The organism is Acidovorax radicis (genome assembly GCF_020510705.1).
Classification (GTDB): domain Bacteria; phylum Pseudomonadota; class Gammaproteobacteria; order Burkholderiales; family Burkholderiaceae_C; genus Acidovorax; species Acidovorax radicis_A.
In genome coordinates, this window is record NZ_CP075184.1 from 3,436,196 (window position 1) to 3,450,322 (window position 14,127).

At 57.7% G+C, this 14,127-nt stretch carries 11 protein-coding genes; 8 read left to right on the forward strand and 3 right to left on the reverse strand.

The features are described from left to right. The first annotated feature begins 90 nt into the window (after positions 1 to 90). The 4 genes from KI609_RS15725 to KI609_RS15740 all read left to right on the forward strand — a co-directional run bounded on the left by KI609_RS15725 (position 91) and on the right by KI609_RS15740 (position 5,163). The gene (locus tag KI609_RS15725; protein ID WP_226444522.1) at positions 91 to 1,089 is read left to right on the forward strand and encodes a hypothetical protein; all 999 of its coding nucleotides are present in this window, start codon (positions 91 to 93) and stop codon (positions 1,087 to 1,089) included. An 818-nt stretch (positions 1,090 to 1,907) separates the two neighbouring features. Further along, positions 1,908 to 2,069, forward strand: coding sequence for a DUF4113 domain-containing protein (locus KI609_RS15730; RefSeq protein ID WP_226450462.1), 162 nt, complete (start codon positions 1,908 to 1,910; stop codon positions 2,067 to 2,069). Between the two features lie 545 nt (positions 2,070 to 2,614). Then, complete coding sequence (locus tag KI609_RS15735) at positions 2,615 to 4,390, forward strand: hypothetical protein (protein ID WP_226444523.1); 1,776 nt, start codon at positions 2,615 to 2,617, stop codon at positions 4,388 to 4,390. Beyond that, positions 4,387 to 5,163 carry a TIR domain-containing protein gene (locus tag KI609_RS15740; RefSeq protein ID WP_226444524.1) on the forward strand — a complete coding sequence of 259 codons (777 nt, stop codon included), beginning with the start codon at positions 4,387 to 4,389 and terminating at the stop codon, positions 5,161 to 5,163. The genes KI609_RS15735 and KI609_RS15740 overlap by 4 nt, the downstream gene beginning before the upstream one ends. A 241-nt stretch (positions 5,164 to 5,404) precedes the next feature. On the opposite strand, the gene KI609_RS15745 is transcribed toward KI609_RS15740, so the two are convergent. Beyond that, positions 5,405 to 5,974: a DUF6998 domain-containing protein gene (locus KI609_RS15745; RefSeq protein ID WP_116005700.1), complete on the reverse strand. Its 570-nt coding sequence runs from the start codon at positions 5,972 to 5,974 to the stop codon at positions 5,405 to 5,407. Positions 5,975 to 7,418: 1,444 nt separating this feature from the next. Here KI609_RS15745 and KI609_RS15750 point away from each other — a divergent pair. The 4 genes from KI609_RS15750 (at position 7,419) to KI609_RS15765 (ending at position 12,422) form a co-directional block, all read left to right on the forward strand. Further along, positions 7,419 to 8,981 carry an acyl-CoA synthetase gene (locus KI609_RS15750; protein ID WP_226444525.1) on the forward strand — a complete coding sequence of 521 codons (1,563 nt, stop codon included), beginning with the start codon at positions 7,419 to 7,421 and terminating at the stop codon, positions 8,979 to 8,981. Between the two features lie 73 nt (positions 8,982 to 9,054). After that, positions 9,055 to 10,194: a MaoC family dehydratase N-terminal domain-containing protein gene (locus KI609_RS15755; RefSeq protein ID WP_226444526.1), complete on the forward strand. Its 1,140-nt coding sequence runs from the start codon at positions 9,055 to 9,057 to the stop codon at positions 10,192 to 10,194. A gap of 5 nt (positions 10,195 to 10,199) precedes the next feature. Continuing rightward, positions 10,200 to 11,408 (forward strand): CaiB/BaiF CoA transferase family protein, encoded by a 1,209-nt coding sequence (locus KI609_RS15760; RefSeq protein WP_226444527.1) that lies wholly within the window; start codon positions 10,200 to 10,202, stop codon positions 11,406 to 11,408. A 30-nt stretch (positions 11,409 to 11,438) separates the two neighbouring features. After that, the gene (locus KI609_RS15765) at positions 11,439 to 12,422 is read left to right on the forward strand and encodes a Bug family tripartite tricarboxylate transporter substrate binding protein (RefSeq protein ID WP_226444528.1); all 984 of its coding nucleotides are present in this window, start codon (positions 11,439 to 11,441) and stop codon (positions 12,420 to 12,422) included. 309 nt (positions 12,423 to 12,731) lie between these two features. Here KI609_RS15765 and KI609_RS15770 read toward each other — a convergent pair whose 3' ends face one another. Continuing rightward, positions 12,732 to 13,124: a hypothetical protein gene (locus KI609_RS15770; protein ID WP_226444529.1), complete on the reverse strand. Its 393-nt coding sequence runs from the start codon at positions 13,122 to 13,124 to the stop codon at positions 12,732 to 12,734. A 4-nt stretch (positions 13,125 to 13,128) separates the two neighbouring features. Beyond that, positions 13,129 to 14,076, reverse strand: coding sequence for an IclR family transcriptional regulator (locus KI609_RS15775; RefSeq protein WP_226444530.1), 948 nt, complete (start codon positions 14,074 to 14,076; stop codon positions 13,129 to 13,131). Between the last annotated feature and the right edge of the window lie 51 nt (positions 14,077 to 14,127).

A 14,127-nucleotide genomic window follows, 5' to 3' on the forward strand; every position in this document is an offset into this window, starting at 1 on the left:
GGCGGTTCATACCGGTACTACGGTCACCTCAAGAATCAGGTCTTCCTGGGTGAATTGGCGGCAAGCACGGCCGCACACCGAATGCACACGGTGATTGACTTTTACAAGTTTCTTGCCAAGGCTGAGTACTTCATACCTGAACATCCTGCCTGGAAGACGAGACAAGTGAATCTGGCCTTCAAGACCATATACGGGGCCCAGGTTGTCAAGAACGTAGAGACGACGGACCTGCACATAGAGGCCCCCAAAGCCAATGATGCCTTTCGTGAGACGATTCTAGACGGTGGTGAGCTCCGGCCCCTTACATCTGTTGAGCAGAGGTGGCTCCTTGATGCCCTGTTGGCCATCGGGAACACGGAGATGTACCTGCTGCACTGGTTCATGATTGCCACCGGCGCGCGCATACAGACCGCTTGTACGTTGAGAGTCGGATTCTTCCTCGGGCATCCGCATGCCTTTGGCGGTCATCTGGCCGGTGGGAGGCAGGTTGTCAAGTTGAAGTGCGGACCAGGGACGCTGATCGACACCAAAGGTGGCAAGCACGGAATTCTGCATATTCCTCAAGCGTTGTTTGAAGCCATGCGAACCTACGCGCACAGTGACCGTGCCAAAACTCGTCGCAGAGCCGCAAAGCGAGGAGATCAACAGAACCAGTACTTGTTTCTCACCAACAGGGGCCAGCCGTACTACTTGAGCAAGGACGATGCACGGGTATTTGACCCTGAACACACTAGTAGCTACCTGTGCGATGGTGGAACTGTTCGCAAGTTCGTGTCTGACCGTTTGCTTCCTGCAATACGAGAACGCCACGATCAGCAGTTTCATTTCAAGATCCATGATCTCCGAGCGACCTTTGGCATGAACTGTGTTGACCTCCTCATGCCCCGAGTGCAGAAGGGAGAGATCACCCTGAGCAAGGTACTCGGCACGGTGCAAGAACTGATGTGGCATTCCAGTCTGCAGACTACCGAGAGGTATCTGCAATACCGCAGCCGTATGCAAGTGATTTACGCAGCCATCGACGGATACGGTGAGCAGGTACAGGCCTGGATTGCGGGTGCCAATTCTTTGCGAGGTTCGGATGAGTGAGAACTCGCCCAGCATGTTTGTCGGACGGAATGTTGAGATTGTGGACTTGCCGTTGCCGAACGAGGCGCGGCTTCCGCATCCTGAGCGAGTCATGGTCCGAGTTGCAGGACATGTCCACGACATCGGCGCGTATTGTTATACATCTCGTTCACCTAAGAAACGCAAAGCCAATGGTTGTACGGAAGTCGCCCTGAAAAGCTTCCAGAATGACCGCATTTCGCAGGTGCGGGGATTGATCAGGACACTGTCCAAGCTCATCACGGTAGGGGGTTTACGTCCCTATACGGTCAATGGGCACTGCGAATTTTTGAAGAATCTGATGGATTGGGCTGACCGCAATGGCCATGCCCAATGCCTGGCAGGCGGTGCTAACACCTATGATGCCTACCGGCACTATGCTGCGGATGTGGAAGACGGCTACCGCCGACAGCTATTCGGTAGCACCAATGCATTCCAAAAACAGACGTTCAACCTCAAGCTTCTGGAAGCGTTGACCGGTCTCACGGACCTGGCCAAGGGGATTCGACTGGTGCGAAAAAACAGCAGGGAATCCCTCGGTACTGAACCCGTCAATCTGCACGACTTCGCCCGTGTGCTGGCGATCAATGAGGCATTATTCGAGGGCTTAACGGATCTGGTCCTGGAGCAAAAGCACTTCCCATACCGCGTGCAAATGCCCGCCGGTCTCGGCTGGGAAGAAAACTATCTTTGGGTGTTTCCAAATTCGAAGTGGTTCCAATCGCCAAAGCACCAAGGATCGCCGGAAGGTCACCGCAAGATCTACGACTACCGGAATGGGCGGCTTGCACGAGAGGATGATGGTGGCGCTGGATACGATCAATCAGCGGTATGGCAAAGGCACCGTGCATTCAGGCGCCACGGGGGGCACCAACAAGGGCAAGGACTGGGGGATGAAGCAGGAGAGGCGCACACCGCAATACACGACTCGGTGGGAGGATGTGCCGGTTGCTCGGGCTTGAAAATGGGCAGGCTGCCACGCCGGACGTCGGATCTGCAGCGATTGCGGTCTTACAGTGATGCGCCCGCGACTGACGGCAACATCGACGTCTTCGGACGTTCGCGAAGCCACAACGTCATGAGCCGGGCACACTGACCGAGAAGGTTAGGGTCTGGGAACTGAGCGATGTCTCATGTTCTCGATCCCTACGTTGCGGTCCCTCTGACGAAGCATGCTAGGAGCATGATCCCACTCCGGAGCCCACGCGGTAGGCGGCTGCGCCCGTCTGGAGCAGCGTGAACCGGCCTGGACTGGCGAGCGCAGGAACTACGCGGCCGAGATCTGGAGCCTACCTATGTACCAGACCGGTTCGAGCAATCCAAACGTATTCGAGTCAAGCCGAACCAGGCCGCAACCAACATGCTCGCCGCCCGGTGCATGCGCGCGCGGCGAGCAAGCGACTAGAGTCACGCGACGATGTGTCCACACCAGGGAGGAATCACACGCCGCGGCCGCGCGGCAGAATGGTGCACCCAGACACACACGCACCACGATGCAGCACCAGAAATGAACGAAGAGTGGATTCTCCAGAAAAAAGAAACTCGCCGCCTGTTCTCAACCGCAACCTGGGTGCCCTTGAGGGCATCCGTGAAAGACGAAAAGGGTGACGTTAGAGAGGCAGTCCACTCCAGCGAATACTTTGGATTAGGGTCTGCTGCGTTTCCGCCAGAGCAGCGGGCATTCGTTGAGGAGCGCTTAGGCTGGGGCAACTTGGGCATCGGCCACACGGTGGAGCCGTATGCCTACAAGGACGGCTACGCATCCATCGACCAATACCAATACAACGACAAGGAGCCCATCGGCGTCAACCTTGTCTTTGAACACCCGCAACCCGTAGTCGGCGGCAGGCAATGGATCTTGAATCCCGATCTAGTCGTGGCGCTCGGCCTTATAAAGGAAGGGACGAACTGGGTAAGGCCAAAAGAAAACTTCGTTGTCGTTGCACGTGAAGTCCTCGACAAGGACAACGAACATACCCTGATCGAAATCAAGCGTGAGTTTCTACTTGATTACTTGGCAGCCAGGAACCTATCGCTGCGACTCTCCTATTACCGGCAAAGAGTGGAAAACGTACCCGCGCTTGAAAAGAGCGAGTATGCAAATCTGAAAGAGCACGAGGAAGAACGCGACGGCGGACGATTTGAACTTCTAATTCGCGAAGTCAACAAAGTATTCGGTGGTACTTGGGCTATGTTTCGTATGTGGCGAAATGACGTTGATGAGGAAGAAGACGCGCCCGTAATGGGACCGGACAACGACGGAAACACTAGCCATGAACAGTCGCAAGGCGAACGTGGCGGCTATCAAGGTATTCGAGTTGAAGGCGAATTCTGGCGAGACGAATGGATCGACCACCAATCGCGAAGCATTCGAGTTCGTGGAGATGAAGACACGAACCTTCCTCAATTCATCGTGGAGACTGACGGTACGCGCATGCCCTCCGCCAAGCTGGATAACGAGGACATTGGCCGCTGGCTGTGGTTCCGATCCAGCGTGGTCAACGAACTTTTAAGCAATAGAGGCTTCACGTTGCACTGGTACACGGCAGAAACAGGCGGTATCAAGTCAACGTCTGGATACAAGACCCATTTCGGAATTAATTCCGCTGACTTGATTACTGTATATGCCTACGACATTGCCAAGCTATATCCATGGGAGCAGCATCTTTGGGCCGCGCATAACGTAGCGCCGGAAGGGAAGGTTTCGATCGAATTGCTGGCTTCGCAAGTCAAGGCTAAACCGGCAGATACGCATGCCGTCGAAGAAATGCTGTTTGGGACGATGCGTCAGCTGGAGGATAATTTTCGCAAGGTTTATGGAATATCCCTGTTCACTCACGATATTGATGACACTGCGTCGATGCAAAACGTGTCTAGGTTCATGAGCAAGGATCAGGCGTCGCTGCTGAGGCTGGCCAAGGAGCTTGTCCGCGTGTTCTCGGACCGCCTCAATGTCCGCGAGCTTCGCAAAATTGCGACTCATGCGGACAAAGAAAAACTCGGCTCGAACAAGCTTCTCCAAGACGTGCTCGCGCAAACGGTCGGACCCGATACGGCGCGTGAAGTATTTGCAGAGATTGCAGGTGTCTACGACATGCGCGTGGGAGACGCACATCCAACCGGCTCAAAGGTAGCAGACGCCATCAAGCTTGCCGGTATTGACCAAAGCCTTTCGTATCTCAGGCAGGGCGAGCAGTTGCTCAACAACTTTGGAAGAGCAATTTGGCACGTCGGGAAGTTTATGTTCGGCCAGTCGAAAGATCTCAGCGACAATAAACCATGAGCATAGAATTCCTGCACACCCCATTTGAGAAGGCCAATTATTTGGCCACGTTGCTGAGCTCCCACGCTACAGGCGGAAATGCGGACAATAATGAATATGCCACCCTCAGGCAGGAGCTTTTGTCCTTGTCTGATACCGCACACTTGGTTCCGCCATTTGTCCGTACAAATCGCGACTTGAGTTCTTTTTGGAATTTCATCCAGCCAAAATTCAAGACCTACGCAGAGCGGCGAACGTACATTTCGAAAGAGTTCACCCCCTTGCTGGACTCCTTGGAGTTTGGACAGCAGACGGCAGCACCCGAACACGCTGCTACGCCAGTGTTCATGCGATCCCCAGGTTCTTTACCGGTAGCCGCGCCCGTCACGCGGAACAAGCGAAAAGTCTTCATCGTGCATGGCCGCGATAACGAAGCAAAGCAGGAAGTGGCACGCTTCGTTTCGGACCTAGGGCTTGAGCCGATCATCCTGCATGAACAGGCGAGTTCAGGCATGACGATCATTGAGAAGATTGAGCGCTACACCAATGATGCGGACTTTGCCCTGGTCCTCTACACCGCGTGCGACCACGGGCGCGGCGTTCACGAATCAAAAATTCCTCCTAAGAACCGAGCTCGTCAGAATGTTGTGTTCGAGCATGGGTACCTGATGGCGAAGCTTGGTCGAGAAAACGTATGCGCGCTGGTCAAGGGCGAGATAGAAACGCCCAACGACATCAGTGGCGTTGTGTACGTTGGACTCGACCAATTCGGCGGTTGGAAGACCGAAGTGTGAAGGAGTTGAAGGCCTGCGGCTACACCATAAAGTGGTGGGGCTAGAGCCTCCAACGTCGAATGGGCTCAGCCGAGCGAACGGCCTTAAAGAAAAGACCCACCAAGTGGGCTTCGCTAATCCGATTCGGGTACTTAGCACCTGCCGACTGCATAAGGCGCAGCAGTGGCACGAAGTCAGCCTTCGACCCGCCGGATACAGCAGATAGGAAATGACCTTAATGCGGCCCACACCCAATAGAACGTCAGGGAAGCCGCGCTTTGAGGTACTTGCCCGCGCCGCCCGAAAGCTCGCTGCGGTCGATGAGCTTGCCTTGGAACTGGAACTCCCGATCAATGCGGACGATCAGCAGCTTCTCAAAGTTGCCCTGGGTCTTGACCAATACGTGATCGCTGGTCTTCTCGGGGGAGATAGTCTTCACCTCAACACGCTTGCCGTCAATCGTTCCGTCCGAGCCGGGGGCGTGGGTCGCATGGCGGCGAAGCCCAAACTTGATCTCCGCGTAGATTTCGCCGAGTTCGCCCCAGACCTGGAGGTATCGGCCAGTGTTGTCGAAATGGCGCGTCGCGCATTCGACCAAGTCTTGGAAGATTTCCTTCTGCTTCAGGATGCTGAACGGGAAGCCTTCCCTGCTTCGTACAGGTTGAATCGAGGCGGCGGTGTCCTCTGGCTCGCCCTCAAGTTGCTCCTCGGCCCACTGCCGGTCGATGTACTTCGCTTCCCAAGGTGCATAGCCGCAGGCCGCAGCATCCGCTATGTCGTCGGCGCTGTAGCCACGGTCGTGCATGTCGTGAAGAAAATCCCAATCGCTCATTCTGTTTCGCGCTCCTTGCTCGCTCGATTGTTGCGGCGTCGGTCTGCAGTTCGCGTTGTGAATCGGCAAACGGAGTGGGTATAGCAGAGGTAAGGGGCGAATGTCACGTTGCGTCAGATGGGCTCATAGGTTCGGGAGGGTAACGTCTAAACGTCGGTACGCTTGTCTAAGCCGAACCGGTCGCGAATGACTGCAATCAGCTTTCGTGCAGATGTCTAGCTCGCAGGTGTCGAACTTCCGCAACCAGCCTGAAGCCGTCTTCGCAGTGACGAACCACAACTCCGCTGCGATTGTTGATATCTACCATTCGGACGCCTAGTAGTTCTAGGGGCAGCAACCGGTCATCCGACCAACAGCCTCTTGTCGTTAGTCCGGTAGGAGCACCCCGCTCTTCGTGAGAAGAGGTCCTCACCGGTCCGGAAAATCGGAGTGAGGTAGTCCTTGAGTGCGTCTCGCTTGAGGACAGTGTCGAGCCGCCTCGGGATCTGTACCCCTCGTCGACAACGCCGATCAGGCGATCAAAAAATTGCTGCGTCAGCGTGACCCACCGGTGTTGAGCGCCCTTAGGCTCCTAGGAAATAGGAGGACCTGGATGCTCGACGGTGAGCTATCCGTTGCTTAGCGCAGCACGTGCGATTTGCGCGCAGTGTGACTTGGTACTTCGGTAGCCCGTGCGATCACAGGCAACAGAACTGCAGTGGCATTGCCAGGGGATCTGCCGACTGCATTGAACTGCAACTGGCAAGCCTTCACTAACGCCTGCAACTGCGTGCATGGTGCCCGCTCCACCCCCAGAGACGTCGCCCACCTTTCCACTGCCCAGTTGCATCCGCTGGCGTCGCGCTCCGGCAAGGCTACCAACCGCGGTTGCAGGTCGCTCAGGTGCTCGTGCCGCTGCACTTCACGGACCATCAGTGTGCGGAGTTGATCAAAAGTCTTGAGTTGGCGCATCCTGACCTCGGGTAGTGGTGTGTGTATGAGCAAGAAGACTCCCATTGTCATGAGCCCGGCGTCAAAATGTCAAAAACTGCAATTCGATTGCGTATAGACAATAAATCTGGATTCATATTCTTCAGCATTTCGGTCGCCGGAAAGAGCGTAGCAAGCCCCTGTGCGCAACGAAATTTCGATTGGCGATAGGGGTCGTCTTAGCAGGAAGAGTCGAGCCAAGGTTCCAACGCGCTCTCCACATCCATGCAGCACTTAGGTCGCCGAGATTGCAGTTTCGAGGCCGACTTTTCCCTACCGCCACACGCGCTCACGCACGATGCACCGTGCACCCGGTCCCTTCACTCCCGCACGCGCATCCGCACGCCCGAATAGCGGCAACAGAGTCGCCAATCAACCTCATTCATGATTGTCTATATACAACTATAAGTTGTATTTGACAATTCAAACGTGGAAATCGAGACTACATACACCAACACACGAAATCCATGCAGACATGAAACGCCTTACCGATTACACGAGCTATTCCGATGCACAGAGCCACTTCGCTACTGAGAGGTTGTGGGAGCTTTTCGATGGCGACCGCAGCGCGTTCAACATCGCCCACGAATGTGTGGACCGCCATGCAGGCCAAGGCGGCGAAGCGGTGATCGTGTGCCGCGCGGATGGCGCGGACGAGAAGATCAGCTTCGACGATTTGTCGCGCGACTCGTCGCAGTTTGCGCACTACCTGGAACGCAAGGGCGTGCAAAAGGGTGATCGCGTGGCGATCATGCTGGAGCCGTCGCGCGAGTTCTATACCGCAATGTTCGGCGTGATCAAGCGCGGCGCTATTGCAGTTCCGCTCTTCACTCTGTTCGGCCCCGATGGAGTGCGCCTGCGCGTTGGCGATTGCAAACCAGTCCTCCTGGTGACGAATGAGGACAAGCGCGAAGTGGCGGCAGGCCTCGGTACCACACCGTACGAAATCTTCAGCACAGCCCTCTGGCAAGACCTTGGCGCGCTGCCATCACAGTACAAGATCCAGTCGTCCCCCGACGAGCTGGCAGTGTTCCAGTACACCTCGGGCACCACACGCGAACTGCCCGAGGCTGTGAAGCACACGCACAAGGCCCTGGTCACGCTGATGGTGGCTGCGCTCTACGGCACGGGGCTACGCCCAGGCGACCGCTTCATGTGCCCCTCGTCCCCCGCCTGGGGCCACGGCCTGTGGCACGGGACGCTTGCGCCGCTGGCCCTAGGCCTCACGGTGGGTAGTTACAGCGGCCGGTTCAACCCTGAACGACTATTGCAGGCCCTATCGTCGCATCGCTTCACCAACATGTCGGCGGCCGCTACCCACTACCGCATGATGAAGAACTGCGGCAAGGCGGGTGACTACAACTACCACTTTGAGAGGCTGTCCTTCACTGGCGAGCCCATCGACGACGACACGGCCGACTTCGTGCAAGAGTGCTTTGGTCTGCCTGTGTGCAGCATGTACGGCACTACAGAGATCGGCGTTGTGCTAGTGAGCTACCCAGGCGCAGCGGACTTTCCCGTCAAGCGCGGCTCGCTGGGCAAAGCCGTGCCAGGCACGGTGGTCGAGGTCCACGACGCCGAGGGCAAAGTGTGCCCGCCAGGAGTCACTGGCCAGTTGATGGTACTGCGTCGCGGCCAGTGGGTACCTACCAAGGACCTGGGCCGCACCGATGAAGATGGCTATTTCTACCACGGTGGCCGCGCCGACGACGTGATCATCTCCGCCGGCTGGACCATGAGCGCGGTGGAGATAGAGAACGTGATTCTGATGCACGAGGACGTTCTCGAAGCCGCCGTTATCGGTGTGCCGGACGCCATCCGCGGCCAGGTCGTCAAGGCCTTCGTGGTCTCGGATCGGGCGCACAGCGATGCCTTCGTCGACGAAGTACAGAGCCTCGTCAAGACCAAGCTCAGCCAGCACGAATACCCGCGCCACATAGCCTTTGTGGCTGAGCTCCCCAAGACACCTGCAGGCAAGGTGCATCGCAAAGTGCTGCGTGAGCGCGAGGCCGCCGCTCAAGCCACCTCCACCGTCTGAGCAGGCTTCCGTGCCACACCCATTTCGCAGACTCATTTCCCGTTCCAACCAACCGCAAAAAAAGGAGACATACATGTCAACCGAAACGCAACGTACCTTCCCCAAGATCACCGATAGCGGCCTGGACGACCTTCGTCAGCGCATCGGCGTGAAGATCGGTCAGACCGCCGAACCGTGGTGCTACGAGGCCACGCGCGACAACATTCGCCACTACGCCCACGGAATCGGCGACGACAACCCGCTGTGGTGCGACCCCGACTACGCAGCCAAGAGTCACTACGGGGGTCTTGTGGCGCTGCCCAGCTTTCTGTTCTCCACGAGCCGCATCGTCTCAGGCTATGTGGGAGGCCTGCCTGGCGTGCACGCCATGTGGTCAGGCGCCGATTGGACCTGGCATAAGGAGGTGCGACGCAATGACGTGATCTCCACCGAGTCCTACCTCAAGGACTTGGTCGAGCACCAGACTCGCTTTGCTGGACGCGCCATCCAGCAGATCTATCACGTGGACTTCTTCAACCAGAGCGGCGACAAGGTGGCCGAGGCCGACAGCTGGTGCTTCCGTACTGAACGTGACCATGCTCGTGAAAACGGCACCAAGTACCGCGAAGTGCGTGAACGCGGCGTGCGTCGCTACACCGACGAGGAACTGGGCGAAGCCTACAAGTTGTACCGCGATGAAGAAGTGCGCGGCGCTGTCCCCCGCTATTGGGAAGACGTCAACATAGGTGATGAGTTGCCCACCATGTTCAAGGGCCCGATGACGGTGACCGGTTTCGTTGCCTACGCACAAGGCTGGGGCGGACTCTACATCCGCGCCAACAAGCTAGCCTGGAAGCTGATCGACGCGCACCCTGGCGTGGGCATCAAAAACCGTTTTGGCATCCCAGACGTACCAGAGCGTGTCCACTGGGAAGAAGACTTTGCTTTGGAAGTAGGGGCACCTGGCGCCTATGACTATGGCCCGGAGCGTACCTCGTGGATGACGCACCACCTCACTAACTGGATGGGCGACACAGGCTTTCTGTACAAGGCCAGCTGCAAAGTCCGCCGCCACAACCCAGAGGGAGACATGGTGTTCATCAAGGGCAAGGTGACGCGCAAGTTCGTGGAGAACGGCAAGCACATGGTGGAGATTGAGCAGGAAGCGCAAAACCAGGACGGCGAACAGTCCGCAGTAGGCGGTGGCGTGGTCGTGCTGCCCAGCCGCGGGTGAGCACCATGGCGACCGTCAGCGCAACCACTGCGCTGGGGGGCCTGCGGGTCGTAGACCTGACCCGAGTACTCGCAGGCCCCCTTTGCACCCAGATGCTCTCCGACAACGGTGCCAACGTCGTCAAGATCGAGCCTCCGGGAGGCGACGAGACTCGTCACCTCGGCCCGCCCTACGACGCCATGGGAAACTCTGCCTACTTTGCCGCGCTCAACCGAGGCAAGAAGGCACTGAGTCTGGATCTTTCTCAGCCCGATGCGCAGGAGGTGCTGCACCGCCTGCTCGATGGTGCTGACGTGCTGGTGGAAAACTTCCTGCCCGGCACCATGGAGAAATGGGGCTTGGGCTACGAGGAGGTACTGGCTGCGCGCTACCCTCGGCTTGTCTATTGCGCCATCTCCGGCTTCGGCCGCGACGGCCCGCTTGGCGGCCTGCCGGGCTACGACGCGGTGCTGCAGGCGCAATGCGGGCTGATGAGCATCAACGGCGAGTCCTCCAGCGGGGCAACGCGCATGGGCATCCCCATCGTGGACCACCTGACCGGCTACGTCGCGCTCACGGGCATCCTTATGGCGCTGTGCAGCCGGCAAGTCAGTGGCAAGGGCCAGCGGGTGGAGGCCACCTTGTACGACACCGCGCTCAGCCTGCTGCTTCCGCATGCATCGAACTGGTTTGCCTCAAACCAGACGCCGGGCCTGCTCGGTAGTGCGCACCCCAACATCGCGCCCTACGACAAGTTCAGAGCGAGTGATGCCCACGTGTTCATCGGCATTCTCAACGATGGCCAGTTCCGCCGGTTCAGCCACCACATCGGCTGCAGCGAACTCCCTGACGATCCGCGCTTTCGGACGAATGCCGAGCGCCTGGCGCACAGACAACCGCTCAAGGCTCTGATCGAAGCCGCAATAGCCAATGTTGACAGCGAGACCTTGTGCAGGGACCTGATGCGCGTGGGTGTGCCAGCAGGTGTAGTAAACGACGTGCCGCAGGCGCTGGCACAGGCGCATTGCGCACACCGCGAAATGATTATCCAGCAGGGTGCATTTACAGCGCTCAGGGGGCCAATGCGCCTCTACGGTACCCCGGCATCGCCGGGCGACCCGCCACCGGGTTTCAGTCAGCACTCGGACGAGGTGCTATCCGATCTCGGATTCAACGAGACGCAGAGGAGAGATTTTTACCACAGGGGCATCGCGCGCACCCACTCCCCTCTGTGACCTTCAGAATACAAATACAAGGAGACAAGCATGCGAAATATCGCGGCCAGAATGATCACCACGACTGCTGCCAGTCTGCTACTTTTCAACGTACAGGTAGCCCAGGCGCAGTCAACCACCTATCCCAGTAAACCTATCCGCATCATTGTTGCTTACGCTGCCGGCCAGGGCACCGACGTGGCCACCCGGCTGCTGGGCGAGCAGCTCTCGAAGGAGCTGGGGCAGCCCATCGTTGTGGAGAACAAGGCAGGCGCCGGGGGCATTTTGGGGACCGAGATGGCGGCCCAGGCTGCTGGTGACGGCTACACCCTGACCATGGGCACCAATGCCACCCATGTGCTCAACCAGTTCCTCTATCCCAAGATGCCTTTCGATCCAGCCAAGGATTTCGAGCCCATCGCGATGGTCGGAACTTTCCCCATGGTGCTTGCAGCGGGCGCCAATACTCCATATCGCACCGTAGGCGACGTACTGGAGGCGGTGAAGCGCACCCCAGGCTCGGCAGATATAGCTATGCCAAGCACATCGGCGCGTCTGGTTGTTGAGTTCCTAAAAGAACGTTCGGGAGCCCCGCTCTTCGGTATCCCTTACAAGGGCTCAGGAAGCGCGATGACCGATGTACTCGGTGGGCAGCTTTCCGTAACTATTGATACTCCACTCGCATTGCGCCCCCATCTTGCAGCAGGCAAGCTACGCGCCTTGGGAGTCACATCGGGCACTGCCAGCAGTCTTGTACCTGGAGTCAAGCCAGTCGCAGAGCAAGGCCATCCTGGTTTTGAATTCGTGGCATGGAATGCACTCTACGCCCCCAAAGGAACGTCAGCAGAAATCACTCGAACGCTCAACACAGCCGTCAACAAAGTGCTGGCAAAACCCGATGTTCGCCAACGCCTGCTAGATCTGGGGTTCGAACCTGCGGGTGGGAGCTCTGGCTACCTTGGTGTCTTTGCCAGGAAGGAACGAGAACGCTGGGCACCCATCATCAAGGCTGCCGGCATCCGGGCAGATCAGTGACACCGAGAGCGGGCGGCGAGTGTCGCCCGCTTAGCGGTGATGGCGTTCGGACAAATTTAGGCTGCATTGCTCAGGGGGGACAAGTCGAAATGCTTGATCTGCGGCCTTTCCACCTCCCCATATTCAATCGACGAACGCGATGGACGTATGGATCGCGCTCACAGTTGTCTGGCTTGCTCGATATACGAGAGACGCGTCTCAGAAGGTAGGGCTGCGACTAACCATACTGCGTCGAAATACAAGACGCGTGTGTGAGACTTGCGCAGAAATGAACATCGGAGCATCGCGCCTCCGCGCAAAGTAGGCAGCTCAGAAGCTTCCCGGAAAAATATTCTCGGGCACTTCCACGACAGCGGGGACATAGCGTAATTGCGCACCGAGCAATTTCTCCTCCCCGATCTGCCCACGGTCCTCACTGCAAGCTTCGATGTCAAGCAATGCGTGGGCCGTATCTCCAGCTATCCAACGGCAGCGAAAGGTTATGCACTGTCCCAAGCGAGGTCGCCCGCTAATCGAGATACCTGACAGACCAATCAATTGCACCGGGCCGCGAAAATGCTGGCCTGGTAGAACGGCACCAGCTAGATCCATTTTTGCCAGCAGCCACCCTGTTGGGACATGGCCACTTGCATCGATGTCTGCGGGCATGGTGATGGTCTTTAAGACCGTATGCCAGTTCGGTATCTCTAATTTCTTGGACATGACACTATGCTCCCAGGTCCAGCAACGCTGAAAGATCAGCCGCTTCACGCTGCATCGCCTGAGCCATTTTTTCAACTCGTGGCGCACCAAGCTGACTCGTAAGTCCCACAGCTACAAGTGTGTGGACCAGTCGTCCACTCGATGAGAGGACCGGCACCGCTACCACGGTGATGCCGGCCATGAAATTGTCTCTGTCCAAGGCCCATCCGCGCAGGCGGGTCAACTCGACTTCTTTTTTCCATGCTGTGTAGCTTGGCGCCTTGTCCCAGGCAACCCGGGCAAATTTCTCTTTAAGCGCTGGCCATCCTTCCCCGCTATGGGCCGCAATCAATCGTCCCGTGGCGCTTACCAAGGTATCGAACTGGCTACCCACATCGGTGTGTACGCGAAACGGTTGGTTGGACTGCGAAATGGCAAGCACCATCACCGTCTGCCGGGCGGAAATCTCCACGCCCATAGCGGTCACGCCGAACTGTGCTGCCATGCGGTCCAGCACCGGTTGGACCAATTGCTTGAACCCGCCGCCCTCAAGTACGCTGCGAGCGAGACTGATCATGCCCGTTCCCAGAGCGTAGCGTTTAGTGTCGGGATCTAACGTGACTAGGTCTTCTGAGACCAGCACTCTCAGAATGTGCAAGCAAGTACTTGGAACCAGGTCGAGTGCCTGTGCCACGCTTTTTAGCGTGAGCGGCTGCTTCTGTTCGCCCAATAGCCTCAGGATAGCGATCGAGCGTGTAACTGCCGGGACGGGGCGCACGCGCACGCTCCGACCAGTTTTGGTTGCTGAAGGCGCTGCGGCTGAGGTGGATCGGGATGCCATGCGGGAGTGCTTCTTCTGGAGCTGCAATCCGGCTAGGTTAACCCTATTTGCATCTGCTTCAGGCGATGCTCCGCCCGTCGCCATGCCATACAAGGCCATCAAGCTGTGCTGTGCGGGAATGCTTCTTTCCATGGCGTTTCCTCGTTCATACACTTCGCGGGGCCGACGGGCAGCATGGCCATG